We start from the raw sequence: 25,242 nt of genomic DNA on the forward strand, positions 1-25,242 counted from the left end.
GGGCCCACGGCGGAGGGGAAGGGGGTGGCTCGCCGTGATGGCCTGAGACGGCAGTGGGAGGCCGCCGTGCAACTGGAAGAATTCCTGACCCAGGTCCGCGACCGCGGGGAGTACCGCAGCCGCGAGGAGGCCGAGCACGTCTGCGAGGCGGTCCTGTGGGCGCTCGCGACCCGGATCGCCCCCGAGGCGGCCGAGGAACTGGCCGCTCGGCTGCCCGCCCCGCTGGACGAGGCCCTGCATCTGGACCGTGGGCGTCCCGAGGCGTTCGACTGCGACGAGTTCCTGCGCCGGGTGTCCGTGCAGACCGGCGCCCGGCCCCGCACCGCCGAGTGGGACGCGGACGCCGTGCTGTCCACGGTCGCCGACGCGGTGCCGGACCGGCAGCTCGACGATCTGCTGTCCCGGCTGCCGGCCCGTTACGCCGAGTTCTTCGGCCGCTCCGGTCCGGGCTGACGGGCGACGTCGCGACCGGTGCGAGCGCTGGTCAGGCGTGCTGCACGGTCTGCCCGGTCATCCGCTCCTGGCACCACCGCCTGGCCACCTCGGCGACCTCCTCCAGGGCGCCGGGTTCGCCGAACAGGTGGGTCGCCCCCGGAACGACGTGCAGGGTGCGCGGGACCCGCAAGTACCCGGCCGCTTCCTCGTTCAGCTCCAGCACCTGCTGGTCCTGGCCGCCGACGATGAGCAGCACGGGGGCCCGCACCCTCCCGAGGGTGTCGCCCGCCAGATCGGGCCGGCCGCCGCGCGACACCACGGTCAGCACCCGGTCCGGGCGCTCGGCCGCGGCCACCAGCGCCGCGGCGGCACCCGTGCTGGCGCCGAACAGGACGACCGGGAGGCCACGGGTGTCCGGCTGGGTGTCCAGCCAGTCGATCGCGGCCACGAGCCGTCGGCCCAGCAGCGGGATGTCGAAGCGGTGCTCGCCGGTCACCGCGTCGTGCCGCTCCTCCCGCTCGCTGAGCAGGTCCATCAGCAGGGTGCCGAGCCCGGCGGTGCGCAGTTCGGCGGCCACCATCCGATTGCGCGGACTGTGCCGGGAACTGCCGCTGCCGTGGGCGAAGAGCACCACGGCGCGCGCCGCCGAGGGAACGACGAGATCACCGGAGAGAGTGGCGTCGCTGGTGGGCACCAGAACCATGTCGGAGATCATCGGGATCACTTCTTCCACGCCGCCGACCCAGCGGATCGCGACAGTTCGGGTGTCCCCCGCGTATCCACCATATCCAGCGCCACGAATCCCGTCCTGCCCGGAAATCGCTGATCCGTGACCGCGAGACACCGATATTGATGCGTCGTACAGGTACATGCATAATGGGCTTATGCATAAGCGGGTTATGGACCCTGCCGACCCGGCGGACACGTCGGCCGAGCACCTGATGCTCGCCATGGAGGAGATCGTCCGGTACGTGCGCCGCAGCGCCACGACCGGCGGACTCAGTACCGCGGCCTCGTCCGCGCTCAGCCGCCTGGGGCGCGAGGGACCCCAGCGGCTGACCGAACTGGCCCGCGCGGAGAACGCCTCCCAGCCCAACATGACCCAGCTCGTCACCCGCCTGGAACGGGCAGGGCTGGTGCGCCGCACCGCCGATCGCACCGACGGCCGCGGAGTGCTGGTGGAGGCGACCCCCGCCGGCCTCGACGTCTTCCGGCGGCGCCGGAGCGAGCGCGCCGACGCCCTGGCGGAGCTCATGGAGGAGCTGACCGGGCCGGAGCGGCACGCCGTGGCCGTCGCGCTCCCCGCGCTGGCCCAGGTCATCCGGGACCGCCGGCCCCGTTCCTGAACCTGCCCGTCCCCTCGCACCGTCCCCGCCGAGAACTGGAGTTGAAGCGGTCATGAGCGCACCGCACGAAAGGACCACCGGCCCCTTCCGGCAGCCCAAGGCCGTCTGGGCCGTGGCGTTCGCCTGCGTGATCTCGTTCATGGGCATCGGCCTGGTCGACCCGATCCTGCCCGCCCTCGCCAAGAGCCTGCACGCCTCGCCCAGCCAGGTCTCCCTGCTGTTCAGCAGTTACCTGATCGTCACCGCGGTGGCCATGCTGGTGGTGGGCTGGTTCTCCAGCCGGTTCGGCGCCAAGCGCACCCTGGTCATCGGCCTGGCCGTCATCGTGGTGTTCTCCGCCCTGGCCGGCTCCTCGGACTCCATCAACGGCATCGTCGGCTTCCGCGCGGGCTGGGGCCTGGGCAACGCCCTCTTCATCGCCACCTCGCTCGCGGTCATCGTCGCCTCGGCCAGCGGCGGCTTCGGCGGTGCGATCATCCTCTACGAGACCGCGCTGGGCCTCGGCATCGCCGTAGGCCCCCTGCTGGGCGGTGAGTTGGGCGCCATCAGCTGGCGCGGCCCGTTCTTCGGCGTCGCCGTCCTCATGTCCGTAGCCCTCGTCGCGACCCTCGCGTTCGTGCCGTCACTGCCCAGGCCCGCCCGGCGCACCTCCCCGGTGGCACCGCTCGGGGCCCTGCGCCACCGCGGTCTGCTGACCATGGGCATCATGGCCCTGCTCTACAACTGGGGCTTCTTCACCATGCTCGGCTACGCCCCCTACCCGATGAAGCTGAACGCCCACGAGCTGGGCCTCGTCTTCACCGGCTGGGGACTGCTGGTGGCGGCGTTCAGCGTGTTCTTCGCCCCGCGTCTGCAGGCCCGGTTCGGCACCGCCCCGGTCCTGTACGTCAACCTGGCCTGCCTCGGCGCGGTGATGGCCGTGATCGCCGCCGGTGTGCAGACGCCGGCCGTGGTCGTCGTCGCCGTCATAGCCAGCGGTGCCTTCATCGGCATCAACAACACCCTCACCACCCAGGCCGTCATGCTCGTCTCCCCGGTGGAGCGTCCGGTGGCCTCCTCCGCGTACGGCTTCCTGCGCTTCATCGGCGGCGGTCTGGCGCCGTACGTCGCCGGCAAGCTCGCCGACGCCACCGACCTGAGCGTCCCCTTCTACCTCGGCGCCGCCACCTTCGTCCTGGCCATCCCCGTGCTGGCCAGTGGACACGGCCTGCTGCGCCGGGCCGAGACGGACCCCGGCGAGGGGGTACCGATGACGCCCTCGCTGATCCCCGTGGGCGGCCCGGCCGGCACGGACACACCGCGGGTCATCGTCGCCGTGGGCGGTCACGACCGGGCCGCCGCCATCGTGGACGCCGCGGCGCGCCTCGCCCGGGACACCGGCAGCCCGCTGGAGGTCGTCCACGTCCAGCAGACCGCGGTGGTCGAGGAACAGGCCGTCGAGACGGAGACCATCGAGCACGCCCGGGCCGCCGTGGCCGCCCACCTGGACCGGCTCGCCGGCCGGGGCATCGTCGCCACCGGCCAGATCCTCACCAGCGTCGGCGATCACGCGGCCGCCGGCCGTGCGCTGGCCCGGCACGCGGCGGAGGTGGGCGCCCGCGCGATCGCGGTCGGCCGTTCGCCGCGCGGTCCGCTCGCCCAGTTCGCCGACGGCAGCCTCACCACCACGCTCACCCACAGCGCCCGGTGCACGGTCGTCCTCGTCGACGCCGAGCACACCCCCCGGCCGCTGACCCCGGCCACCCTGGCGGCACTGCGCGGTACGGCGGCCTGACGTCCCTTCGCTGCCGCCCCGCCATCGAGGGAGCCCTCCGGGAACGGCCCTGTCCTCAGGGCCGTTCCGGCTTCGGGGCCATCGGTGCCCCGGCTCCGCACCGCACCCGGGAACTGATCCACCGGGAGGGGCGCCGGCCGAGGTGCGTCAGGCCGTCGACACGGCCGTCTGTCGACACGGCCGTCCTGCCGAGGTGCCGGGCGAAGAACCTGACCGCGCTCTCCGCCTCGAACCGGGGCAGTTCCCTGTGCCTGCCCGGATTGACGTGCACCGGCCCAACGCCTTTTCTTCCGCCCCTGGCGTGTGCCGTGCGGCGCATCGGTCCCCCGCGCGGCCATGCGGCGGGTTCCGGTTTGCGCTCGGGTGCGCCGCCACACATGGTCGGAGGGTGAGCATGTCCTCCGCGCTGCGGCCGCCCGACAGTCCCCGCGAGACCGGCCGCGGGCGGGTGGAGGGTCCTCCGGGGGCGCTGCGGGCCCTCGGGGTCTTCGCCGCCGTCCGGCTCGCCGGGGTCGTGCTGCTGGTCATCGTCGACGCCGTGGCCGGCCGCCCGTTCGGCAAGAGCCTGGTCCACGCGTGGGACTCGGTCTGGTACCTGCACATCGCCGAACACGGCTACGGAACCCAGTTACGGATCACCTCCACGGGTGCGGTCCAGACCGACTGGGCGTTCTTCCCGCTGTACCCGGGTCTCGTCCGGGCCCTGCGCGGCTTGCTCCCCGTCTCGACGGGGGCAGCCGGTCTGCTCGTCGCCTGGGCTTCCGCAGCCCTCGCCGTGTACGGCATCTACACGATCGGCCATCACCTCCACGGACGGCAGGTCGCCACCGCCCTGGTCGCCCTGTGGGCCGTGATGCCGCCGTCGGTCGCCCTCGCCCTGGCCTACACCGAACCGCTGTTCACCGCGTGTGCCGCCTGGTCCCTGTACGCCGTGCTGCGCCGCCGCTGGCTGGCCGCGGGCGCGCTGGCGATGCTCGCCGGGCTCACCCGTCCCAACGGCATCGCGGTCGCCGTGGCCGTCGCCGCAGCGGCCGGGCACGAGGTCGTACGGCAGCATGGGCGCGCCTCGCCGGGTCTTCTGGCCGGCGTCGTCCTCGGCCCGCTGGGCTGGGCCGGTTACGTGCTGTGGGTGGGACGGCAGACCGGTGACCTGGTGCGCGGCTATCTGCATGTGCAGAGTGCCTGGAACTCCCGTCTGGATCTCACGGTCGGACCCCTGCGGTTTCTGGCGTCGATGCCGTTGCAGGGCAGTTGGGTGACCTATCCGGTGGCCCTGGTCCTCGTCGTGGCCGGGGTCGTGTCGTTCTGCGTGCTGTGCCTGGACCGCACTCCGCTGCCGCTCGTGGTGTTCGCGGGCGTCCTGCTCCTGCTGGTCGTCGCGGTGTCCGGCCCCTTCTCCTGCAAGCCGCGCTTCCTGCTCCCGGCGTTCCCCCTGCTCGTCCCGCCGGCCCGCGTCCTGGCACGGGCCTGGCACGCGGGGCCGTCCCCCCGCGTCCGCCTGGTGTGCGGCACCCTCACGGCCCTGTCCGTGCTCTACGGCGCCTACCTGGCGTCTCTCGCCGGCCAACCGCTGTGACCGCGCCGACGCCGGGACACCTGGGGCCGCGCGTCGCGCGGACGGCCCCGCTGTCCTCACCGGGCAGCAGTCCGCGCGGCGGCCGGGCCCACCGGCCGTCGGCCTTCCCGGCTGCAGCGCCGCCGCCGCGGCAGCCGTCCGGAGGCCACCGGGACCGGGTCGGACGGACGCCCGGCGGCCGGCCGGTGCCGTACCCGCCTGGTAGCCCTCGCGTGGTGCTCAGGCAGTCGGTGGCCCGGGAGTCCGGACGACCGTCCCCGCGGCCCGGTCCTCCGTCGGGTGGCGGCGCGGGGCTGGTGCCGCGGTGCCGGACGCGCCGGGACACCATGGCCGGCCTGACGGACGGCGCGCGCGGCACATCCGCGCAAAGTGCCCGGGCCGGCCCCGCGCCACGGTGTCCCGGCCACGCCGGGTGCCTGAGCCGACCGCACGGACGGCCCCCGCACCGCCGAGTCGACCTCGAACGACGACGGGGAGTCCCGCCGGGCCGTCATCGCCCGGCGGGACTCCCCGTCACCACGCGCGCCGCAGCCAGCGCCCCAACAGGCAACGGTCGCCCCGTCGGGCTTCCGGCCGGCACGCCGACAGCACGCGCCGGACGCCGCTCCTTGACGGTCAAACGTCGCCCTGCCGGGGCACTAGCCGCGGCGCCCCGCTGGGTCGTGGGCGGCGGAGCGGGGGTCGGCTCCGGGCCCGGGGACGGAAGCGCCGGCACCGGCCGGTGCCGTCTCGGAGCGGTCGCCGTGCCCCGGCCACCACGCGGCGTGGCCGATCAGCGCGGTGAGGCTCGGGGTGAAGAACATCGCCATGACGAAGGCGGCGACGGCGATGCCGAAGGAGACCGCGAAACCCATCTCCGTGAGCAGCGAGTTGCCCGCCAGCATCATCGTGGCGAAGGTCGCCGCCAGGATGAAGCCGGCCGCGGCGACGGTCGGCCCGGCGTGCCGCAGTGCCATGCCGGCCGCCTCGCGCGGCTCACGGCCCTCGCGGGCCTCCTCCCGCAGCCGGGCGATCATGAGGATGTTGTAGTCGGTGCCGATGGCGACCACGAACAGATACATGATCACCGGGAGCATGAACATCAACCCCGAGTGTCCCTCGCCCTTCTGGAAGATCCACACGGTGGCGCCGAGGGTGGCACCGAACCCGAGACCCACCGAGGCCATCAGGTACCAGGGTGCCACCGCGCTGCGCAGCAGCAGGCCTAGGATGATCATGATGAGGACGGCGGCCACCGGGAAGACCGTCTTGTAGTCGTGGTTCACCGCGGTGTTGATGTCCTTGTAGATCGAGGACATGCCGCCGACGACCGCCCTGGCGCCGTCCGGGGCGTCGGCATGGGCGACGTCGCGCACCTTGCCCACGGTGTCGATCGCCTTGTCCGTCGACGCCTCGTACTTGAGGGTGACGGTGAAGTCCGCGGTGGTGCCGTCCTGGTTCACCTGGGTCATCCTGGCGTTGGCGACGCCGTTCACGGCCCCGAGCTTCCGCACGTAGGCGGCGAAGCCGGACTTGTCCAGCGGCTTGCCGTCGGTGCTGGACAGGTAGACGTCGGTGGGTGCCGCGGCGCCCGCGGAGTACGCCTTCTGCATCTGGTCCTGCACGACCATGGACTCCTTGGTCTTCGGCATGGAGCCCGAGGCCAGGTCGAACGTGGCGTGGTAACCGAAGATGCCGAGCGACAGCGCGACCAGGACGAGACCGGACAACCCGGCGGTCAGCGCGGGGCGGCGCTGCACCCCGCGGCCGAGGGCGGCGAAGCGGGCGTTCTCCGGTTCCTTCTGCCAGGACTTGGACGGCCAGAAGACCTTCGGCCCGATCAGCGAGACCACGGCCGGAATCAGGGTCAGACCCGCCACGAGGGTCGCGCCGACCGCGATGGCGAGCGCCGGGCCCATCTGCTTGAGGAAGCCGAGGGTGGACAGCACCAGCGCGAGGAAGGCGATGATGACGGCCCCGGCCGCGGAGGCGATGGCCTCGCCCACCCTGCCGACCGCGTTGACCATGGCCTCCTTGGCCTCGTCACCGGCCCGCAGGCGTTCGCGGTAGCGGAACATCAGGAACAGGAAGTAGTCCGTGCCCACACCGAAGAGCACGACGATCAGGATCGACGAGATCGAGCTGTTCGCCTGGAGGTCGAACAGCTTGGTCGCGTAGGCGATCAGGCCGTTGGCGACGGCGGACACCAGGCCGATGAGCACCAGGGGCAGCACGGCCAGGATCGGCGCCCGGAAGATGATCAGCAGGGTCACCAGGATGATCGCGAAGGTGCCGAAGCCGATCAGAGCCTGGCCCCGCTTGGACGAGTCCTGCTGGTCGAGGGCCTGGGCGGCGGAACCGCCGAGCTTGACGTCGAGATGGCTGCCCTTGGCCAGTTGCTTGACGTCGTCGCGCAACACCTTGGCCGCGTCGGCCTGTTTCGGCTGACCGGCGTTCTTGCTGTCCATCTGGACCAGGGTGAGGGCGTACCTGCCGTCCTTGGACGGCGGGCCGGGGACGACCTTCTGCACCTGGTCGATGTGCTTGCCGCCCAGTTCGGTGGTGATCCGGGCGATGTCCTGCTTGTCGGCGGCGGTCAGCCTGCCGCCGTCCGTGCGCTGGTACAACGCGATCGCGGACGGCGTGAAGGCGCTGGGGAACGCCTTCTGCTGGAGAGCCGCCGCTTTGATGGACTCGTAACTCTTGGGCAGGAAGCTGCTCTCGTCACTGTTCGAGGGCAGACCTGGAGCGGTGGCGACGATCGCCACCGCGGCGATCAGCCATGCCACGATCGTCCACACGGGATGTCGGACGACTGTGCTGCCAATTCGTCGGAACATGCGGAAGGTCCTCCTGGGCAGGAAGATCACCGCAGCCCGGGGAGCGGTCCCTGGCATCGGCGACCCAGAACGGCACGTGGGTAACGGACCGGTTGGATGGTTGTCTTGTGGCCACATGGTAGTGACCGGGTGCGAAGATCATCTCATCGGATCGCCCCGGGCTCGAGCGAGTTTCGAGCGCTCGGGAGGCGGGGGCGGCCGGTGAAACGCGCCGGCCTCCGTCCTACCGGCTCTCACCGTCGGCTCATCGCGCCGACGGGGAGAGCCGGTAGGAGGCGGCGAGGTCACGTACCTCCACCGAGAGGAACACCTGCTGCTCGTCGCCGGCGACGGCGGGCAGATGCTTGGCGAGCAGAGCGAGCACGCTCTCGGACAGCCGCGCCTTCTGCGCCTCGGGGCGGCCGGGCATGAGGCCGACTTCCACGTGGGCGAAGACGGCCTCCGTGCCCGGTCCCTCGCCGACGTACGTCTCCGCCGGCCGCAGCAGCGTCTTGCACACCCCCGAGGTACCCGACTCCTCGACCACGAGCGGGTGCAACTCCTCCACCAGGGCGCGGGCGTCGAAGGCTCCGGCCAGCCGGGAGGAGTAGTCGATGGTGAGGTGCGGCATGGAGGGCGGCCTTTCACACGTTCCCCGTAGTTTCATTGCGCAACTATTTTCCCTCATGCCGCGGCCGGGCCTCACCCCGCCCCTCGGTGCAGGCTCGCGCCGTCCACGCCGGTTCGCCGTGATGCGGGACGCCCCCGAGCTCGACGGTGCAGGGCCGCCGTACGGCGGGTCCGGCTCAGCGGACGGCGTCCATGCGCTGGGTGCCGAGCACCGACAGCAGCCGTAGCGCCTCCTCGGACGGCGTGCCGGGGACGGCGGTGTAGATCACGACCTGCTGGTCGCGGTCGGTGATGTCGAGGGCGTCGCAGTCGACGGTGACCGGCCCCACCAGGGGGTGCCGGAACGCCTTGCGGTGCGCGGGTCCCGCGTCCACGTCATGGGAGTCCCACAGGCGTGCGAACTCCTCGCTGCCGGACCGGAGTTCGCGGATCAGCCCGGTCACCTCGGGATCGTCGGGGTAACGGGCGGCGGCCGTGCGCAGCCGGCGCACCGCATGCCGGGAGAACGCCTCCACGTCGGACACGCCGTACAGCCGCTGCTCTCCGGAGCGCGGCCCGAGAAAGGCACGGCGCGCGAGGTTGCGGTCGCGGCGCGGGAGTGCCGAGAAGTCCTCCATGAGGGCGGCGGCCAGCTCGTTCCAGGCCAGCACCTCCAGGGTGGCCGAGGTGACGAAGGCGGCGGACTGCGGCAGCCGGTGCACCAGGTCGAGGATGCTCTGCCGTACCTCGCGGCAGGGGCCGGGAGCCGGGGCCGGCGGGGCCCCGGCGAGAAGGTGCAGATGCTCGCGCTCGGCGTCCGACAGCCGCAGGGCGCGGGCCAGCCCGGCCAGTACCTCGCGTGACGGGCGCGGACCGCGGGCCTGCTCCAGCCGGGTGTAGTACTCGGTGGAGATGAACGCCAGGTGCGCCACCTCCTCGCGCCGCAAGCCCGGCGTGCGGCGGCGCGGCCCCGCGGCCATGCCCACGTCGGCGGGGCTGATCCGCTCGCGCCTGCTGCGCAGGAAGCCCGCCAGTTCTGCTCGGTCCACGCCCTCAGTGTGCGCGCGGGCCCGCGGGTGATCCAGGTACTGGCGGTGCCTGGATGGCTCCCGCTCACGGACGCAGGCTCGCTGCCATGGACAACACACCGAGCAGGGACACACTCCCGCAGGGCCTGCTGGCCGGCAAGGCCGCCTTCATCACCGGTGCCGGACGCGGCATCGGTGCCGCCGCCGCACGGCTGTTCGCCCGGGAGGGGGCCCGGGTACTGCTGGCGGCCCGCACAAAGGCGCAGCTGAAGGCGGTCACGGAGGAGGTGCGGGCCGCGGGCGGCACCGCGGACTACGTGGTGTGCGACCTCGCCGACACCGCGAGCGTGCGGGCCGCCGTGGATCGTGCCGTCGACCTCTACGGCCGTCTGGACATCGCCTTCAACAACGGGGCGACCATCCAGCCGCCCGGCCCCATGGACCAGTTGCCGGAGGCCGCGTTCGACCATCTGTACACGGTGAATCTCAAGAGCGTCTGGCTGGCCATGGTCGCCGAGGTCGCCGCCATCCGCGCCACCGCCGGCACCGGCGCCATCGTCAACAACTCCTCCATCGGCAGCCTGCGCGGCAACCCCGAACTCCCGGCGTACGGCGCGATGAAGCGGGCGGTGAACAGCCTGACCGAGTCGGCCGCCGTGACCTACGGCCCCGAGGGCATCCGCGTCAACGCGATCGCGCCGGGCAACACGCTGACCGAGATGATCCTGGCCTGGGAGGCCCGGTCCCCCGGGCTCCAGGAGCGGCTCGAGGCGATGACCCCGCTGCGCCGCGGAGCCGCACCGGAGGAGATCGCCGAGGCTGCCGCCTGGCTGCTGAGCGACCGGTCCTCCTTCGTGACCGGGACGGTGCTCTCGGTCGACGGCGGTGCGCAGGCCTGATCACCCCGCGGGGGTCAGCCGAGACCGAGCACGTTCATGGCGCGCTCCGCCATGCGCTGCTCACCGAGCGCGTTGGGTGGACCGGGACGAGGTTCTGCCCGAACAGGAGCGGCTCGATCCACCGGGTGCCGACGGCCTGGCACGCGTCATGGCCCTCGGACACCCGGGAGAAGTCCACGAACGTGGCGCCGGTCTCCTCGGCGGCGCGCTGCACGACCGCGTTGAGATGGGCCTGCAGGGCGTGCAGGTAGGGCACGTCGCCGGAGGCGATCGGCAGCTTCGCGAGGCAGGACGGGTCGGCCTTGGCCGGCGTGATCCACGGGTAACCGAGTACGGCCACCCGCGCGTCCGGGGCCTTGGCGCGTACGGCGCGCAGCGCGTTCTTCAGCGCCGGGTAGATCTTGGCGTCGATGGCGTCGTCGAAGGAGCTCCCGTGGGTGTCCTTGCAGGGGCTGCCCTGGCCCGCGCCGAGGATGCCCGCACTGCCGCACACCAGCATGGCGCCCACGATGGTGCCGTTGTCGTTACCGCCGATCGTCAGCGTGACCAGGTCGGTGTCCGCGGTGACCGCGTCCGCCTGCGGGGCGAGCCCGGGGTACTGCGACTCGATGAAGTCCTTGGTCTGGGGGGCGCCGCAGGTGACGTCCGTCAGCCGGGCCCCGGTGCGGGCCGCCAGGACGTGCGGATAGTCGGCAGTGGAGCACAGGCAGACCGGATTGCTCGTGTCAACGGGCAGCACACCGGAGCCGGCGCTGCAGCTGTCGCCGAGGGCGGCGTAGTCGAGGGGGTGGAGGCCTGGGCGGGGGCGGCGGTGAGACCGAGGGCCAGCGCGCCGGTGAGCGCGGACCTCGCAGCCATGACACGGCGCAGAGCAGGCTTGGGCATGGGCGTGGGACTCTCTCTTCTCGGGAGGCGGACACCGCCACCGGCGGGCGTGGCGGTGCCCGCGCGGGTGCCGGTGCGTGAGATCACGGCGGCGCGGAGCGCGGGGAGGTGCCGGCCGTCGGGGCGTGGGCGTGGGGCCGCGCGCGCCACAACGGTCGTGAAGTGCTGATTCCCGGGGTTACCGCTGGTACTACCGATAGGTGATGTGCGGGCACCACGAAAGGCGCACCCGTCCGCTCGCACACCGACGGGAGCGGGGCTCGGCGGCGGACGAGAACTCGCCCAGCCACTGTGACCCACATCACTAAGCAAATAGCACCAAAGACTGCTATTTCACCGGCGTATGGGAACGCGGCGTCGCACAAGGACAACTACGGACATGGAGAGGAGGCGGCAGCGATGTCGTATCCGCAGCACTCCACCGGGATGTCCGGGCACCCCGAGATCGCGGAGATGCGGGAACGGCTCGAGCGTACGGCGTCCAGCAGCCAGGCGATCATGGTTGAGGGCTTGATCCTCCTGGCCGGCGTGTACGCGGCCATCTCGCCCTGGGTCGTGCACTTCGCGGCAACCGAACCGAACATCACTGTCAGCAACCTGATCGTCGGCATCACCGTCGGCCTCGTCGGCCTGGGTCTGACCCTGGCCCCGGAACGGATGTTCCGCATGGCCTGGGTGCTTCCACCGCTCGGCGTGTGGCTGCTGATCTCTCCCTGGGTGGTGACGGCCGCCCACGGCGCACGCGCCGGCATCATCTGGAACAACTGCTGGCTCGGCGCCATCACCTTCCTGCTGGGCTGCGCGGCCATGGGACTGACGGTGGGTCTCAGCCGTCGCGCCCCACGGTGACCGGCTGAACACCCACAGCGTGCCGCGGCGGCGGACACCGCCACGCGGCACGCCCGGCCCGGAGGCCACCCGTCGGCAGGGTCGCAGCGAGCGAGGGGGGTGGAACCGTTGAGGCCGCCTCGGAGCGTGCGGGTCCGCGGATGGCGGTGGCGCCGGAACCCGCTCCGCCGACGCAGCGACGTCGTCGAGGCCTGGCTGCTTCTCGCGGCCTGGACCGTCACCCTGGTGACCGGCCTCATTGTGGGGCTGCTGGCGGCGGACGCGGTCGGCCATGTGACGCCCCAGCCGCGTCCGTCCCGCCCCGCAGCGACGTCGGTGCCGGACCCGGACACCGTGCAGTCCCCTGGCCCACGGTCCGCGGACGGCGCACCGAGGCGGAGTCACCCCGTAGCCCAGCAGTCGCCCGGCGCGAAGGCCGTCGTCGCCATGATGGCCGCAGTGGCGACGGGCGGCCTGGTCTGGGCCGGAAGCCGAGCGGTACGCAGCCGGACCGACGAAATGGAGCAGTGGGCCGTCGAGTGGGAACGGTTCGACACCCACCGGGGGCCACGGACGGGCTGAGCGGCACCTTACGGAGTCATGACACGGCGGCCACGCCGCCCGCCGCCGATGCCGTCCGCGTCTAGCGTGGCCGTATGCGTGTACTGGTCACCGGCGGTGCCGGGTTCATCGGGTCCCATGTCGTCGAGGCGCTGCGGGCGAGCGGGCACGAGCCCCTCGTGTACGACGTCCGCGCGGATCCCGCCGCCGACGTCCGGGCCCCGGCGTCGATCGCCCGCGCCCTGGCCGGGGTTGACGTCGTGTGTCACCAGGCGGCGATGGTCGGGCTCGGCGACGGTGTCGCCGACGCGGCGGAATACGTCTCACGCAACGATCTCGGCACGGCCGTCCTGGTCGCGGCCATGGCGCGGGCGGGCGTCCGGCGTCTGGTGCTCGCGGGGTCGATGGTGGTGTACGGGGAGGGACGGTACGAGTGCGCGCGGCACGGGGCCGTCCGGCCGGGCCCCAGGGCCGTGGCCGATCTGGACGCGGGCCGGTTCGAGCCCTCCTGCCCGCGCTGCGGCGCGGACTTGGCCCCCGGACTGGTCGGCGAGGACGCTCCGGTCGATCCCCGCAACGTGTACGCCGCGACCAAGCTGACCCAGGAGCACCTGGCCGCCGCCTGGGCCCGCAGCACGGGCGGCTCCGCCGTGTCGTTGCGCTACCACAACGTGTACGGGCCCCGGATGCCCCGCAACACCCCGTACGCCGGTGTCGCGTCCTTCTTCCGCTCCGCGCTCGCCCGCGGCGAGGCCCCCCGGGTCTTCGAGGACGGCCGTCAGCGACGGGACTTCGTCCACGTCCGGGACGTGGCCGCGGCCAATGTGGCGGCCCTGGAGGCGGCGGCGGCACCGGGCTTGCTCACGGCGTACAACACCGGTAGCGGCGAGCCGCGCACGGTCGGCGAGCTGGCGCGGGCACTGGCGGGCGCGTGCGGCGGGCCGGAGCCCGTGGTCACCGGCGAGTACCGGCTGGGGGACGTGCGGCACATCACCGCGGACTCGTCGCGGCTGCGGGCCGACCTCGGCTGGAAGCCGCAGGTCGGGTTCGCGGAGGGCATGCGGGAGTTCGCGCAGGCCGTACCGCGCGAGACCTGAGCGGCGTCGGCCGAGGACCTGCCGTCACATTCTCGCCGTCGCCCGGAGGGCCGCCCCGCGGCGTGTGGTGCGTGCCGGACGTCGCGGGGCGGACGGGAATGTGACGACAGGTCCTGGCGCAACCGGCGGGCACCGGGGGTCAGGACGCCGGAACAGGCAGGGTCACCTCGAAGCGGCAGCCGCCGGGGATGTTGTGGACGGTGGCCCGGCCCTGGTGGGCTTCCACGATGCCCCGCACGATGGCCAGGCCGAGGCCCGCGCCCGCCGGAGGGGTTCGGGCGTCGGTGCCTCGCCAGCCGGTGTCGAAGACGCGCGGCAGGTCCTCCTCGGGGATGCCGCCGCAGCCGTCGGTGACGGACAGGACCACCCCGTCGGGGGTGCGCTGGGCGGCGATCGCGACCGTTCCGTCGGGAGGAGTCCGGCGGATGGCGTTGACCAGGAGATTGCCGAGCACCCGGGTCATCTCCTTGCCGTCCACCTCGACCGGCACGGGTTCCACGCGGTCGCCCACGAGACGTACGCCGTGCTCCCGGGCGAGCGGGTCGGCGCCCGCGAGTGCGTCGCCGACCAGGTCGTACAGGGAGATCCGGGAGGGGCTGAGCGGGAGGGTGCCCGCGTGGATGCGGGAGAGTTCGAAGAGGTCGCCGACCATGTCGTTGAGCCGTTCGACCTCGGTGCGGATCTGCTTGAGGTAGCGGCCGGGGTCGGCGGCCACGCCGTCCTCCAGCGCCTCGGACATGGCGCGCAGTCCGGCCAGCGGGGTGCGCAGGTCGTGCGAGATCCAGGCGACCAGCTCGCGCCGGGACTTCTCCAAGGCCCGCTCCCGCTCCCGGGACTCGGCGAGCCGCGCGCTGGTGGCCGCCAGCTCGCGGCTGAGGGCGTCCAGTTCGGCGGTGGCCGGCCCGTGCGGGGCGGCGAAGGCACCGGCATCACCGAACGAGCGGGCCGCGTCGGCCAGTTCGCGGCTGCGGGCGGCCACCCAGCGCCCCAGGAGCAGTGCGGTGGCCAGCGAGACCACGGCCGCCATGGCCACGACGGTCGTGACCACGCTCAGGTCGTGCGAGGACAGGAACATGGCCCAGGCGACGGCGAGCGTGCCCGCCAGCATGGCGACGACGCCGACGGCCGCGACCACGGCGATGGAGGCGGTGAGCGAGCGGCGCCGGAGCAGACGCAGGACGCACGCTCCGCCGGCGCCCGCTGCCGCGGCGCCGGCGAAGGCGTACAGGACGATGAGGAGGGTGTCGCGCATGGTCAGTGCACCGCCTCGCCGGGACCGGAGCCGGGCTCGGAGCCGGATCCGCCGCCCGGCTCGAAGCGGTAGCCCACGCCCCACACCGTCTGGATCAGCCGGGGCCGGGCCGGGTCGTCCTCCACCTTGCCGCGCAGCCGCCGGACATGCACGGTGACGGTGGACAGGTCACCGAAGTCCCAGCCCCACACCTCGCGCATCAGGTCCTCGCGGCTCAAGGCGCGGCCCGGGTGCCGCAGGAAGAAGGCGAGCAGGTCGAACTCCCGCAGGGTGAGCGCGAGTTCCTGGCCGTTCTTGGTGGCCCGGCGGGCGTCGGGGTCGACGCGGAGCCCGGCCGCGGCCAGCCGGTGCCCGGTGACGGCCGGCCGGCTGCGGCGCAGCACCGACTCCACGCGCAGGACCAGTTCGCGCGGGCTGAAGGGTTTGGTGACGTAGTCGTCGGCGCCGACCTCCAGGCCGAGGATGCGGTCGTCCTCGTCGCCGCGAGCGGTGAGCATGATGACCGGCACCGGCCCGCCGTCCCGCATCCGCCGGCACACCTCGAGGCCGTCCATACCGGGCAGCATCAGGTCGAGCACCACGAGGTCGGGCCGGTGCGCGGCGGCACGGGTGAGAGCGGTCGGGCCGTCGTCGGCGCGGTCGACCACATACCCGGCGCGGTGCAGATATCCGGTGACGACCTCGGCGACGGTCGGATCGTCGTCCACGACCAGGATCCGGGCCGTCGCGCCGTCGACGTCGGTCCCTCGGGACTCGTACGGGAAGTGCATGCCTCCAGCCTCGCACCGCGCGCCCACCGCCGTGGTGCCGAGGGCCGGGCGTCCGTGTTTCGTAAGGACCATGAGTCCGATTTGCCCGATCGGCGTTCGTAGGGTGAAACCGTGACGACCACTTCTGCGGACGTCGACGTGGTGCTGCCCTGCCTGGACGAGGCCGAGGCCCTGCCCTGGGTGCTCGGCCGGATCCCGGCCGGTTGGCGCGCCCTCGTCGTCGACAACGGTTCCACCGACGGCTCGCCCCACATCGCCCGCGCACTCGGCGCGACGGTGGTGCACGAGCCGCGCCGCGGCTTCGGCGCCGCCTGCCACGCCGGACTGACCGCGGCCACCGGCGACATCGTGTGCTTCTGCGACTGCGACGCCTCCCTCGACCCCGCGCTGCTCGTGCCCTTCGTGCAGGAGATCCGGGAGGGCGCGGCCGACCTCGTCCTCGGCCGGCGGCGGCCCGAGGGCCGGGGCGCCTGGCCCCCGCACGCCCGCGCGGGCAACCTCGCCCTCGCCCGGATGCTGCGCCGCCGTACCGGTCTGCGCCTGCACGACCTGGGCCCGTTGCGCGCCGCCCGCCGTGAGCCACTGCTCGCGCTCGGTCTCACCGACCGGCGCAGCGGCTATCCGTTGCAGATGGTCGTCCGCGCGGCCGACGCCGGCTGGCGCGTCACCGAACACGACGTGCCCTACCGGCCGCGCACCGGCGCCTCCAAGGTCACGGGCACCTGGCGCGGCACCTGGCAGGCCGTGCGGGACATGAGCCGCGTGCTGGCGGAGACCCCGGCCGACGGGGGGCTCGTACGGTGACCACGCTGCTCGTCATCGCCAAGGAACCGCTGCCGGGGCGGGTCAAGACCCGGCTCACCCCTCCGTTCACCCCGCGGCAGGCGGCACGGCTCGCCCTGGCGGCGCTCGTGGACACCCTGCACGCGGTGGCGGCGGCCCCCGCGACCCGGCGTGTGCTCGTCCTCGACGGCACGCCGGGGCCGTGGCTGCCTCCCGGCTTCGAGGTACTGCCGCAGTGCGCGGGCGGGCTGGACGAACGCCTGGCGGACGCCTTCGCGCACTGCACCGGCCCGGCGCTTCTCATCGGCATGGACACCCCCCAGGTGACGCCCGAGCTGCTCACCGTCGACTTCGCGACCTGCGACGCGTACTTCGGCCCGGCCGAGGACGGCGGCTTCTGGGGACTGGGGCTGGCCCGCCCCGACCCGGCGCTGCTGCGGGGCGTGCCCATGTCGACGCCGGTGACCGGGGCCGTGCAGCGGGGGCGGCTGCTGGCCGCCGGGCTGCGGGTGCGGGAGCTGCCCCGGCTGCGGGACGTCGACACCGCCGACGACGCCCGCGCCGTCGCCGCACTGGCCCCGCACGGCCGGTTCGCGGCCCAGCTCGCCGGCCGTGCACCGGTCGGTCCGCGATGAGGGGCGCCACCGTCGCCTGGGCGGCCGCCGACCCCTACTCCGCCGCGCTGCGCAGCGGCCGCGGCCCGCTGTTCCTGCGTCGTACCGACGGCTGGCTGCTGCCGCTGGAGGTGGAACGCTGGTGCGCCCGCGCGGACGCCGTGGACCGGGCGGTGCTCGACCGCTGCGAGGGCGCCGTCCTGGACGTCGGCTGCGGGCCGGGCCGACTGGTGGCGGAACTCGCCGCCCGGGGCCGTACCGTGCTCGGCATCGACGTCAGCGAGGCCGCCGTGGACCACACCGTCCGGCTCGGCGGACAGGCCCTGCGGCGCTCGGTGTTCGAGCCGCTGCCCGGCGAGGGCCGCTGGGACACCGTGCTGCTGATGGACGGCAACATCGGCATCGGCGGGGAGCCGTCCGCCCTGCTGGAGCGGACGGCCGCGCTGCTGCGCCCGGGCGGCCTGCTGATCGCCGAGACGGTGCCGGAAGACGTCGACGAACGCGCCCGGGTGCAGGTGGTCGACACGGTCGTCGGCGCCCGGGCCGACGGTGCCCCGTTCCCCTGGGCGCGCCTGGGCACCCCGGCCCTGCTGCGGTACACGCACAGGGCCGGGTGGCGTGCGGTCGCTCAGTGGTCCGCGGGCGGCCGGTGCTTCGCCGCCCTGCGCACGCGCCACCCGAGCAACAACGCCGAGCCGCCGAAGAGCACGGCGGTGATCAGCAGCCAGCGGGTGAGGAAGCCGTCCGGGGACAGGCCCGTCGCCGACCGGTAGCGCCGGTCCACCATGCCGCTGATCAGCGGGAACCAGACGAGCAGGAGCAGCCCGGACAGCATCGCGGGGACGCGCACGTACGACGTCCAGCCCCGTCGCCCGGCCGCACCGAGGCCGCCGACGACGGCCCGGTCGGCCACCGTGTACAGCGGCAGCAGCACGAGGTCGTGCAGCAGGGCGGCGCCCACGATCCACAGCGCGACCCCGAACCAGTCACCGGCGAACAGCCGGACGCCGGCGTACGCGGCGAGCGCGAACGAGCAGGCGAGCAGCAGCAGCGAGAAGGGACTGCCGAGGCGTACGCGGCGCTGCATCACAGGTCTCCGAAGGTCAGCCGGGCCACCCATTTGGTGTTGAGCACACCGGGTGCCGCCGGGACGACGATCCGGGCCGGGTGGCCGTGGTCGAGGGACAGTTCCTCACCGTTGACGAACAGGGCGAGCAGGGAGCGTCCGTCGGCCACCTGGTTGGCGCGCAGGGCCGCGCGGCGGAAGGCGCCGTGCCGTTGCAGGGACTCCACCAGGACGTCCGGCGGATCGCCGTCGTAGCCGACGAGCGCCGCGAGGTCGCGCAGCCTCACCCCGCGCCACCACTGGTCGGCGGTGGACCAGCCCTCCACGCAGGCGATGGGCAACGACGCGCTGTGCTGCGGCAGTCGGAGCAACTGGTCGCGGTCGAGCCGGACGGTTCCGGTGCGGCCGGTGACGACGAGCCGCCAGGCGTCGTGGTGCGTGTCGGCCGTCGTGATGCCGGCGTAGGCGGCGGTCTTGTTGATCTGGAAGCCGTTCGGGCCGCCGCCGGGATCGGCCGTGCCGTGCGGCGCGAGCAGGGCCGTACGGCGGAACGGTCCGCCCAGGCTCTGCCCGACCGTGGTCAGGAGCAGCAGCAGGGAGCCACCGCCGACCAGCCCCAGCGCGCCGCGCCGGGAGACGGTGGGCGCCGCCGGGCGCGGGGCGACCAGGTCGCTGTCCTCCTGCCGTCGCCTGCCGCGTACGGTGCGCACCGCCGCCGGTGTCTTGAGCGCCGCGTGGGCCAGGAACGCGGCGAAGAACACCCAGGCGCCGTAGAAGTGCAGCGGGTAGAAGGAGCCGGGAAAGACGTAGTCCAGCTGGACGTTGAGGACTCCGGTGGTGAACTCGAACAGTCCTCCCCCGACCAGCAGCACCAGGGAGAGCCGCTCCAGGGCGTGGGTGAGGGAGCGGGCCGGCGGCAGGGTGAAGAGCCTCGGCACCACCGACCACAGCTTGGCCAGCAGGACGGGGATCAGGGTGATGCCGAGCGTCACGTGGACGCCCTGGGTGAGCCGGTACAGCCACACGGGGTCGGTGGGCCAGGCGAAGAGGTAGAAGCCCAGGACGCCCTTGTCCGGTGTCTGGTCGTTCACCCGGGACAGGCCCGGGTTGTACGCGGCGTACGACACGAGGCCGGTCACGAACAGCACGGTGATGCCGGCGAGCAGGACGAGGCCGAGCACCGAGGTGAGCCAGGGGCCGCGCAGCGGGCTGCGCCAAAAGCCTGGGGAAGTGGGAAGCCGGTGATGATCGCGCATGTCCCGACCGTAGGCCGCGAACCGCGTGGACAAGGGTCCGCGACCGGTGACGAAACGCTGACGTCCGGCCCGCACGGCGGCCGCGTGCCTCTCCCCCGGCCTAGCGTGCCGGTGTGACCCGATCTCTCCGCCGTGACCTGTACGCCGCGTGTGCCGCCGCCCTCCTCGTGACGGCGGCCGTCCTGGTCGGCCGACACGTCCAGGACACCCGCCACACCCTGTTCGTGCACTGGCCGCCGCTGTTCGCCGACTGGGACCCGCACCTCGGCCCCGGCACCCCGGCGGCCCTGACGGTGGCGGCGCTCACTGTCGCGTGCGGCCCTGCCGTCGCGGCCCGGCTTCCCTGGCGGGGGCTGCTCGCAGCGGCCTGGGCGAGCGCCCTGGCGTGGATTCTGTCCCTCGCCCTGGTCGACGGCTGGCAGCAGGGCGTCGCGGGCCGGCTGACCACCCGCAACGAATACCTCCGGGTCATCGGCCGCTTCCACGACATCCCGGCCACGCTGCGGGACTTCACGCGCCACATCGTCAGCGGCACCCCCGCCCCCTGGCCGGCCCATGTCGCCGGCCATCCGCCGGCCGCGACGCTCACCTTCGTCCTGCTGGACCGGATCGGACTGCGGGGCGGCGGCTGGGCCGGGATGTGGTGCATCACCGTCGGTGCGACGGGGTGTGTGGCCGTACTGATCGCGCTGCGCGCGCTGGCCGACGAGGCGCTCGCGCGCCGTGCCGCGCCGTTCCTGGTGCTGGCCCCGGCCGCGGTGTGGCAGGGCACCTCCGCCGACGGCTACTTCGCAGCCGTCGCCGCCTGGTCCCTGGCGCTGCTCGCCCTCGCCCTGACCCGGCGGTCCCACGCGGCTGCGGCGGCATCGGGACTGCTCTTCGGGCTGACCTGCTACCTCTCCTACGGCCTCACGCTGTTCGCGCTGATCGGCGCGGTGATCGTCGTAGGCGCGCGCGGCGGACTGCGGGAACGCCCCGCCCTCGTCCTGTCCCTGCTCGCCGGGCTGGCCGTGTTTCCCGTGGTGTTCACGCTGGCCGGCTTCGACTGGTGGCACGCGTACCACCTCCTCGTCACGCGCTACTACCAGGGCGTCGGCGGCACCCGCCCCTACGGTTACTGGGTCTGGGCCAACCTCGCCTGCGCCGCCGTGATCACCGGCCCGGCCACGGCGGCGGGCCTGCGCCGGACGGCCACGGCCCTGCTTTCCGGGTCCGGCCCCCGACGCCTTCCGGAGACACGTCTCGCCGTCCTGGTCACCGCCGCGCTGCTCGCCCTGCTCATCGCCGACCTGTCCGGCATGAGCAAGGCGGAGACGGAGCGCATCTGGCTGCCCTTCGCCCTCTGGCTCCTCCCCGCCTGCGCCCTCCTCCCCCGCCCCCGCCCCTGGCTGACCGCGCAGGCGGTCCTGGCCCTGCTCCTCAACCACCTGCTGCTGACGGGCTGGTGAGCCTCCCGGCCGGGCCGGCGGCGGGAGTGACGCCCCGTGACCGCCGTCCGTCCCCGGCGTTGCCGGACGCCGGTGCGGACCCAGGACGGGCGCAGCCTGCTGTCGGCACGGGGGCAGCACCACGTGGGGGGCGGCGCGGCGCCGTCCCGGAGACCGCCGAGGTCGTCCCACAGGGTGTCGAGCACGGGCCCGACGACGGCGTCCCGGAGCGGGGCGGGGCCGGTGCGCGGGGAGCGCCCGACCAGGCTCGGCGAGCCGCGACGACCCCGGTGGCGCGGGCCCGGTGCGGCGCCGCTCGAGCAGATCCCGCGGCCGAGGGCGGTTCCTCGGGCCCCGGCACCGCCGCAGCGGCGAGAAGCGCACGGATCCGGTCGGCCCGCCGTACGTCCCGCTCCCCCCGGCGAAGGCTGCCTCGCTCCGGTCCCGCGTCGTCCCGCCACGGTGCGCGAGGTGCCGCCTCGTGCGGCTGCCGCCGGCGGCCGATGACGTTCTGGACGTCGAACCTCTGCGGGGCGAACCGGTCTCAGGGTGCGGCGATCTCCCGCTTGAGAATCTTGCCGCTCGGGCCCATCGGCAGCGCGTCCGTCAGCCAGAGTCGGCGCGGGTACTTGTAGGCGGCGACCCGGTCCCGGACGAACTTCTGCAGTTCCCCGGCGTCCGCCCGGGCTCCAGGGCGCAGGACGACCGCGGCGGCCACCTCCTCGCCGAGCCGCTCGTCGGGCACGCCGAGTACCGCGGCGAGCGCGACGGCGGGGTGCTCGTGCAGCACCTCCTCGATCTCGCGCGGATAGACGTTGTAACCACCGCGGATGATGAGGTCCTTCTTGCGGTCCACGATGTACAGGTAGCCGTCCTCGTCCTGACGGGCCAGGTCGCCGGTACGCAGCCAGCCGTCGGGGATGGCGGTGGCCGTCTCGTCGGGGCGCTGCCAGTACTCCTTCATCACATTGGGTCCGCGCACCGCCAGTTCGCCGACCTCACCCGGGGCGACGTCCCGGCCGGTGTCGTCGAGCAGCCGCACCTCGACGTCGCGGACGGGGGTGCCGATGGAGCCGGGCTTGCGCGGGCGGTCGGGGTGGTTGAAGGAGACTACGGGGCTGGTCTCGGACATGCCGAAGCCCTCCAGCACCATGCAGCCGAAGCGCCGCTCGAAGCCGTGCAGGATCTCCACCGGCAGGGACGCGCCGCCGGAGACGCACATGCGCAGGCTGGACACGTCGGCCGCGGTGGCGCCCGGGTGCTGGAGCAGCGCCGCGTACATGGTGGGGACGCCCTCGAAGACGGTCGCCCGGTCCCGGGCGATGGCGTCGAACACGGTCTGCGGGTCGAAGCGGGGGACGAGGGTGAGGGAAGCACCGCTGCGGACGGCGACGTTCATGGTGCAGGTCTGCCCGAAGATGTGGAACAGCGGCAGGCAGCCGACGATCACGTCGTCGCAGGTCAGCCGCTGCACCTCGGTGACGTTGACCTCGGTGTTGTGGCGGAGCCCGGCGTGGGTGAGCGCGGCGCCCTTGGGCCGGCCGGTGGTGCCCGAGGTGTAGAGCAGCACGGCGATGTCGTCGCCGGCGGCGGCCGTCACCCCGAAGTCCGGTTCCAGCCGGCTCATTTCGGCGGCGAAGGCGGCCGGCTCGATCGTCAGGTGCCGCACCCCGGCGGCGGCCGCGCCCGCGGCGCCCTCACCGGGTGCCAGGTGCCACTCGAAGAGCAGCACGGCGCCGGAGTCCCGCAGGTGGTACTCGGTCTCGCGCTCCTTCAGCAGCGGGTTCATCGGCACCACGATGCCGCCGGCGCGCAGCACGGCGTAGTACAGGACGACGAACTCGGGCACGTTCGGGAGCATCAGCGCGACCCGGTCGCCGGTGCGCAGGCCCTCGGCGCGCAGCAGCGCGGCGGCCTGGGCGCTCAGCCGGTCCAGTTCGGCGTAGCCGATGGTCGCCGACCCGAGCCGCAGCGCCGGGCGCCGTGGCAGCCGTCGCGCCGTGTCCACCAGGAATTCCGCCAGATTGGCCATGATGCCTCCTCGCACGCATGCTCCGCCGCGCTCACGGGTCCCGCCGCGAACGCTCCCGGCATGGTCGCGTGCGCCTTCAGGGCCGTCCATGGTGACGCCGACAGTTCGCCCCCGCCGAAGTTGTTCCTGGGAACAAACGGATGGCCGTAAGCTGGGCGTATGGGTCTGTCGAACGTGGGCGCGGCGCTGCGTGGGCGCCTTCCGGAGCTGGGTGAGCGGATGGTCGGGCGCATCCGTGCGGAGGTCGCGTCGTACGCGGACGACTCGCTCATCGCCTTCGCGTCGCTCAGGGAGTCGTGCGAGGGAAACGCCGATCAGCTCCTGGGACATTTCGCCTACGGCGCCGACCCGGGCGTCGGAGCGGCGCGGCGCACCGGACGGCTGCGGGCCGAGCAGGGCGTGCCGCTCGCGGACACACTGCACGCCTACCGGGTCGGTTTCGAGCTGCTGTGGTCGGAGATGGTCGACGAGGCGCACAGGCACCCGGAGGTGACGGACGCCGAGCTGGTGGCCGGCTCCTCGGAGATCTGGGCGCTGTTCGGCCGGTACGCGGAAGCAGTCGCCGCCGCGTACCGCGAGGCCAGCGCGGAGCTCGCGCTGCAGCGCGAGGCCCGCCGCTCGGCTCTGGCCGAGGCGCTGTTCACGGGCGCCCTCGCGGACCGTACGACACCGTGGGAGGCGGCGGGTCAGCTCGGCCTGCCGGAGCGCGGCCCGTACGCCGTCGTGGCCGCGTCGGTGCCGGATCCGGGCCAGGAGCCGCTTCCCGGGATCGAGGCGGCGCTGCGCCGCTCCGGGGTGCCCTCGGTGTGGCGACTGCTGCCGGACCAGCAGATCGGGCTGGTGTCGCTGGGGCACCGGGACGCGGAGACGGTGACGCTGCGGGCGCTGCGCCGCCGAGGTGCCCGGGTGGGCGTCAGTCCCCGTTTCGACTCGCTGCGGGACACCCCGCAGGCGCTGCGGTTCGCCCGGCTGGCCCTGGCGGGCCCGCCGGGTGAGGGGCCGGGGGTGACCCGGTTCGACGACAGCCCGCTGGCGATGCTGGTGGCCGCGGCCCCGGCGGAGGCGAGCCGGCTGGTCGCGGTCGCGCTCGGCCCGCTCCTGGGCCTGCCGGAGGCGGAGCGGGCGCGGCTGCTGCAGACCCTCGCGCACTGGTTCGCCGCGGGCGGTGCGGCGGCCGGCGCCGCGGAACGGCTCTTCGTCCACCCCAACACCGTCCGCTACCGGCTGCGCCGCGTCGAGGAGCTGACCGGCCGCCCGCTCACGGACCCGGTGGCCGTCGCCGACCTGGGCGCCGCGCTCTACGCACTGCGGTTGCTGCCCTCCTGAGCTTCGCCGGCCTCGGTCCTCGGCTGGGCCTGCGGCAGCCGGTACACGGACACATGCGAACGCGACTCGGCGGTGAACTCGGCGCCGGACCAGTCGGCATGCCTGGACTCCAGCTCGAATCCGGCCAGTTGGGCCATGAGGTCGAGTTCGGACGGCCAGATGTAGCGATGCGGGCTGCGGTACAGCCGGGCCTTGTGGGTGCCGCCGGCGCCGTCGAAGTGGAAGTGGTGCGACACGACCCGCTGGCGGAGGATGTCGTAGGTGTCCAGCCCGACGTACCCGGCGTCGGCGCGCCACACGGTGGCCTCCATGCCCGGGGGCAGCGTGCGCAGCTCGGGCACCCACAGTTCGATCACGAACCGGCCGCCTGGTACGAGATGGCGGGCGGCGTTGCGGAAGCACTCGACCTGCTCGGCCTGCGTGAGGAGATTGGAGATCGTGTTGTAGACGAGGTACACCAGGCTGTACGCCCCCGGGGCGCGAGTCGTCGCCATGTCGCCCATGACCACGGGGATCGTGCCTTCGTCGGCCTTGGCCCGCAGGTGCTCCACCATCGGCCCGGACAGCTCGATGCCGGTGACGGGAACGCCCCGCTCGGCGAGCGGGACCGCGACCCGGCCGGTTCCGATCGCGAACTCCAGTGCCGCTCCGCCCTCCGCCAGCCCGGCGAGGCGGGTCACCGTGGGCGTCAGAACCTCGGGCGCGAACATGCCGGTGCCGGGCGTGTCGTACCGCTGGGCCGCGGCGGCGTCCCAGATCCCCTCCTGCTCCATGGTCACAACGCTCGCCGCCGACGGGCGAGTTGTCCAGTGAATTACCGCCGGACCCGCCGCCCCCTGCGCCGTCGACGCCGCAGGGCGGTTCCTCTGCCGCGGCTGCC

General features: G+C 73.5%; 22 protein-coding genes and 2 pseudogenes. 13 read left to right on the plus strand and 11 right to left on the minus strand.

Annotation, left to right across the window (positions count from 1 at the left end; all coding sequences use genetic code 11):
* The first annotated feature begins 66 nt into the window (after positions 1-66).
* Positions 67-453, plus strand: a complete 387-nt coding sequence (locus AC5WRT_RS27975; protein ID WP_496097024.1) for a DUF2267 domain-containing protein — start codon at positions 67-69, stop codon at positions 451-453.
* Between the two features lie 31 nt (positions 454-484).
* On the opposite strand, the gene AC5WRT_RS27980 is transcribed toward AC5WRT_RS27975, so the two are convergent.
* Positions 485-1,150, minus strand: coding sequence for a dienelactone hydrolase family protein (locus tag AC5WRT_RS27980; RefSeq protein ID WP_496097023.1), 666 nt, complete (start codon positions 1,148-1,150; stop codon positions 485-487).
* A gap of 169 nt (positions 1,151-1,319) precedes the next feature.
* Here AC5WRT_RS27980 and AC5WRT_RS27985 point away from each other — a divergent pair, with 169 nt between their 5' ends.
* On the plus strand, positions 1,320-1,781 hold the full coding sequence (locus AC5WRT_RS27985; protein ID WP_496097022.1) for a MarR family winged helix-turn-helix transcriptional regulator: 462 nt from the start codon (positions 1,320-1,322) through the stop codon (positions 1,779-1,781).
* Between the two features lie 52 nt (positions 1,782-1,833).
* On the plus strand, positions 1,834-3,555 hold the full coding sequence (locus tag AC5WRT_RS27990; RefSeq protein ID WP_496100722.1) for an MFS transporter: 1,722 nt from the start codon (positions 1,834-1,836) through the stop codon (positions 3,553-3,555).
* A 181-nt stretch (positions 3,556-3,736) separates the two neighbouring features.
* On the opposite strand, the pseudogene AC5WRT_RS27995 reads toward AC5WRT_RS27990, so the two are convergent.
* A pseudogene (locus AC5WRT_RS27995) lies at positions 3,737-3,826 on the minus strand (alpha/beta hydrolase); the annotation flags it as partial.
* A gap of 123 nt (positions 3,827-3,949) precedes the next feature.
* On the opposite strand from AC5WRT_RS27995, the gene AC5WRT_RS28000 reads away from it, so the two are divergent.
* Positions 3,950-5,131, plus strand: a complete 1,182-nt coding sequence (locus AC5WRT_RS28000) for a putative hexosyltransferase (RefSeq protein ID WP_496097049.1) — start codon at positions 3,950-3,952, stop codon at positions 5,129-5,131.
* Positions 5,132-5,769: 638 nt separating this feature from the next.
* Here AC5WRT_RS28000 and AC5WRT_RS28005 read toward each other — a convergent pair.
* The 3 genes from AC5WRT_RS28005 to AC5WRT_RS28015 form a co-directional block, all read right to left on the minus strand.
* A complete protein-coding gene (locus AC5WRT_RS28005) occupies positions 5,770-7,950 on the minus strand; it encodes an MMPL family transporter (RefSeq protein ID WP_496100723.1) in 2,181 nt (726 codons plus the stop codon).
* Between the two features lie 244 nt (positions 7,951-8,194).
* On the minus strand, positions 8,195-8,560 hold the full coding sequence (locus tag AC5WRT_RS28010; RefSeq protein ID WP_496097020.1) for a 5-carboxymethyl-2-hydroxymuconate Delta-isomerase: 366 nt from the start codon (positions 8,558-8,560) through the stop codon (positions 8,195-8,197).
* 175 nt (positions 8,561-8,735) lie between these two features.
* Positions 8,736-9,587 carry a helix-turn-helix transcriptional regulator gene (locus AC5WRT_RS28015; protein WP_496097019.1) on the minus strand — a complete coding sequence of 284 codons (852 nt, stop codon included), beginning with the start codon at positions 9,585-9,587 and terminating at the stop codon, positions 8,736-8,738.
* Between the two features lie 86 nt (positions 9,588-9,673).
* Here AC5WRT_RS28015 and AC5WRT_RS28020 point away from each other — a divergent pair, with 86 nt between their 5' ends.
* Positions 9,674-10,465: an SDR family NAD(P)-dependent oxidoreductase gene (locus tag AC5WRT_RS28020; RefSeq protein ID WP_496097018.1), complete on the plus strand. Its 792-nt coding sequence runs from the start codon at positions 9,674-9,676 to the stop codon at positions 10,463-10,465.
* 14 nt (positions 10,466-10,479) lie between these two features.
* On the opposite strand, the pseudogene AC5WRT_RS28025 reads toward AC5WRT_RS28020, so the two are convergent.
* A pseudogene (locus AC5WRT_RS28025) lies at positions 10,480-11,350 on the minus strand (SGNH/GDSL hydrolase family protein).
* 399 nt (positions 11,351-11,749) lie between these two features.
* On the opposite strand from AC5WRT_RS28025, the gene AC5WRT_RS28030 reads away from it, so the two are divergent.
* The 3 genes from AC5WRT_RS28030 to AC5WRT_RS28040 all read left to right on the plus strand — a co-directional run bounded on the left by AC5WRT_RS28030 (position 11,750) and on the right by AC5WRT_RS28040 (position 13,836).
* Positions 11,750-12,199: an SPW repeat protein gene (locus AC5WRT_RS28030; RefSeq protein ID WP_496097017.1), complete on the plus strand. Its 450-nt coding sequence runs from the start codon at positions 11,750-11,752 to the stop codon at positions 12,197-12,199.
* Between the two features lie 126 nt (positions 12,200-12,325).
* Positions 12,326-12,760 carry a hypothetical protein gene (locus AC5WRT_RS28035; RefSeq protein ID WP_496097016.1) on the plus strand — a complete coding sequence of 145 codons (435 nt, stop codon included), beginning with the start codon at positions 12,326-12,328 and terminating at the stop codon, positions 12,758-12,760.
* A 74-nt stretch (positions 12,761-12,834) separates the two neighbouring features.
* Positions 12,835-13,836, plus strand: coding sequence for an NAD-dependent epimerase/dehydratase family protein (locus AC5WRT_RS28040; RefSeq protein ID WP_496097015.1), 1,002 nt, complete (start codon positions 12,835-12,837; stop codon positions 13,834-13,836).
* A 139-nt stretch (positions 13,837-13,975) separates the two neighbouring features.
* Here AC5WRT_RS28040 and AC5WRT_RS28045 read toward each other — a convergent pair whose 3' ends face one another.
* Together AC5WRT_RS28045 and AC5WRT_RS28050 are read right to left on the minus strand one after the other, a co-directional pair.
* Complete coding sequence (locus AC5WRT_RS28045) at positions 13,976-15,088, minus strand: sensor histidine kinase (protein WP_496097014.1); 1,113 nt, start codon at positions 15,086-15,088, stop codon at positions 13,976-13,978.
* Between the two features lie 2 nt (positions 15,089-15,090).
* Positions 15,091-15,858, minus strand: a complete 768-nt coding sequence (locus AC5WRT_RS28050; protein ID WP_496097013.1) for a response regulator transcription factor — start codon at positions 15,856-15,858, stop codon at positions 15,091-15,093.
* 111 nt (positions 15,859-15,969) lie between these two features.
* On the opposite strand from AC5WRT_RS28050, the gene AC5WRT_RS28055 reads away from it, so the two are divergent.
* The 3 genes from AC5WRT_RS28055 to AC5WRT_RS28065 are packed head-to-tail and all read left to right on the plus strand — an operon-like array spanning position 15,970 to position 18,028.
* On the plus strand, positions 15,970-16,662 hold the full coding sequence (locus AC5WRT_RS28055) for a glycosyltransferase family 2 protein (protein ID WP_496097012.1): 693 nt from the start codon (positions 15,970-15,972) through the stop codon (positions 16,660-16,662).
* Positions 16,659-17,276 carry a TIGR04282 family arsenosugar biosynthesis glycosyltransferase gene (locus AC5WRT_RS28060; protein ID WP_496100724.1) on the plus strand — a complete coding sequence of 206 codons (618 nt, stop codon included), beginning with the start codon at positions 16,659-16,661 and terminating at the stop codon, positions 17,274-17,276. Before AC5WRT_RS28055 ends, AC5WRT_RS28060 begins: the two co-directional genes overlap by 4 nt.
* Positions 17,273-18,028 (plus strand): class I SAM-dependent methyltransferase, encoded by a 756-nt coding sequence (locus AC5WRT_RS28065; protein ID WP_496097010.1) that lies wholly within the window; start codon positions 17,273-17,275, stop codon positions 18,026-18,028. The genes AC5WRT_RS28060 and AC5WRT_RS28065 overlap by 4 nt, the downstream gene beginning before the upstream one ends.
* A 313-nt stretch (positions 18,029-18,341) precedes the next feature.
* Here the strand turns inward: AC5WRT_RS28065 and AC5WRT_RS28070 are convergent, their stop codons facing one another.
* A complete protein-coding gene (locus AC5WRT_RS28070; protein ID WP_496100725.1) occupies positions 18,342-19,577 on the minus strand; it encodes a molybdopterin-dependent oxidoreductase in 1,236 nt (411 codons plus the stop codon).
* A gap of 113 nt (positions 19,578-19,690) precedes the next feature.
* Between AC5WRT_RS28070 and AC5WRT_RS28075 the strand changes: the two genes are divergently transcribed.
* A complete protein-coding gene (locus AC5WRT_RS28075) occupies positions 19,691-21,025 on the plus strand; it encodes a hypothetical protein (protein ID WP_496097008.1) in 1,335 nt (444 codons plus the stop codon).
* A 523-nt stretch (positions 21,026-21,548) separates the two neighbouring features.
* Here AC5WRT_RS28075 and AC5WRT_RS28080 read toward each other — a convergent pair.
* Positions 21,549-23,036, minus strand: a complete 1,488-nt coding sequence (locus AC5WRT_RS28080; protein ID WP_496100726.1) for a long-chain-fatty-acid--CoA ligase — start codon at positions 23,034-23,036, stop codon at positions 21,549-21,551.
* Positions 23,037-23,195: 159 nt separating this feature from the next.
* Between AC5WRT_RS28080 and AC5WRT_RS28085 the strand changes: the two genes are divergently transcribed.
* Positions 23,196-24,362: a PucR family transcriptional regulator gene (locus AC5WRT_RS28085; protein ID WP_496097006.1), complete on the plus strand. Its 1,167-nt coding sequence runs from the start codon at positions 23,196-23,198 to the stop codon at positions 24,360-24,362.
* Here the strand turns inward: AC5WRT_RS28085 and AC5WRT_RS28090 are convergent.
* Positions 24,335-25,135 (minus strand): class I SAM-dependent methyltransferase, encoded by an 801-nt coding sequence (locus AC5WRT_RS28090; protein ID WP_496097005.1) that lies wholly within the window; start codon positions 25,133-25,135, stop codon positions 24,335-24,337. The two genes, AC5WRT_RS28085 and AC5WRT_RS28090, sit on opposite strands and share 28 nt — an antisense overlap.
* Positions 25,136-25,242 lie beyond the last annotated feature (107 nt).

It is taken from the genome of Streptomyces sp. NTD91 (genome assembly GCF_059510455.1).

Bases quoted from the DNA above. Each gene is read 5' to 3' on its own strand.
- AC5WRT_RS27980 (WP_496097023.1), bottom strand. From the start codon at position 1,150: ATGATCTCCGACATGGTTCTGGTGCCCACCAGCGACGCCACTCTCTCC.
- AC5WRT_RS28020 (WP_496097018.1), top strand. From the start codon at position 9,674: ATGGACAACACACCGAGCAGGGACACACTCCCGCAGGGCCTGCTGGCC.
- AC5WRT_RS28005 (WP_496100723.1), bottom strand. From the start codon at position 7,950: ATGTTCCGACGAATTGGCAGCACAGTCGTCCGACATCCCGTGTGGACG.
- AC5WRT_RS28030 (WP_496097017.1), top strand. From the start codon at position 11,750: ATGTCGTATCCGCAGCACTCCACCGGGATGTCCGGGCACCCCGAGATC.
- AC5WRT_RS28045 (WP_496097014.1), bottom strand. From the start codon at position 15,088: ATGCGCGACACCCTCCTCATCGTCCTGTACGCCTTCGCCGGCGCCGCG.
- AC5WRT_RS28070 (WP_496100725.1), bottom strand. From the start codon at position 19,577: ATGCGCGATCATCACCGGCTTCCCACTTCCCCAGGCTTTTGGCGCAGC.
- AC5WRT_RS28080 (WP_496100726.1), bottom strand. From the start codon at position 23,036: ATGGCCAATCTGGCGGAATTCCTGGTGGACACGGCGCGACGGCTGCCA.
- AC5WRT_RS27990 (WP_496100722.1), top strand. From the start codon at position 1,834: ATGAGCGCACCGCACGAAAGGACCACCGGCCCCTTCCGGCAGCCCAAG.
- AC5WRT_RS28050 (WP_496097013.1), bottom strand. From the start codon at position 15,858: ATGCACTTCCCGTACGAGTCCCGAGGGACCGACGTCGACGGCGCGACG.
- AC5WRT_RS28040 (WP_496097015.1), top strand. From the start codon at position 12,835: ATGCGTGTACTGGTCACCGGCGGTGCCGGGTTCATCGGGTCCCATGTC.
- AC5WRT_RS28010 (WP_496097020.1), bottom strand. From the start codon at position 8,560: ATGCCGCACCTCACCATCGACTACTCCTCCCGGCTGGCCGGAGCCTTC.
- AC5WRT_RS28000 (WP_496097049.1), top strand. From the start codon at position 3,950: ATGTCCTCCGCGCTGCGGCCGCCCGACAGTCCCCGCGAGACCGGCCGC.
- AC5WRT_RS28065 (WP_496097010.1), top strand. From the start codon at position 17,273: ATGAGGGGCGCCACCGTCGCCTGGGCGGCCGCCGACCCCTACTCCGCC.
- AC5WRT_RS28090 (WP_496097005.1), bottom strand. From the start codon at position 25,135: ATGGAGCAGGAGGGGATCTGGGACGCCGCCGCGGCCCAGCGGTACGAC.
- AC5WRT_RS28085 (WP_496097006.1), top strand. From the start codon at position 23,196: ATGGGTCTGTCGAACGTGGGCGCGGCGCTGCGTGGGCGCCTTCCGGAG.
- AC5WRT_RS27985 (WP_496097022.1), top strand. From the start codon at position 1,320: ATGCATAAGCGGGTTATGGACCCTGCCGACCCGGCGGACACGTCGGCC.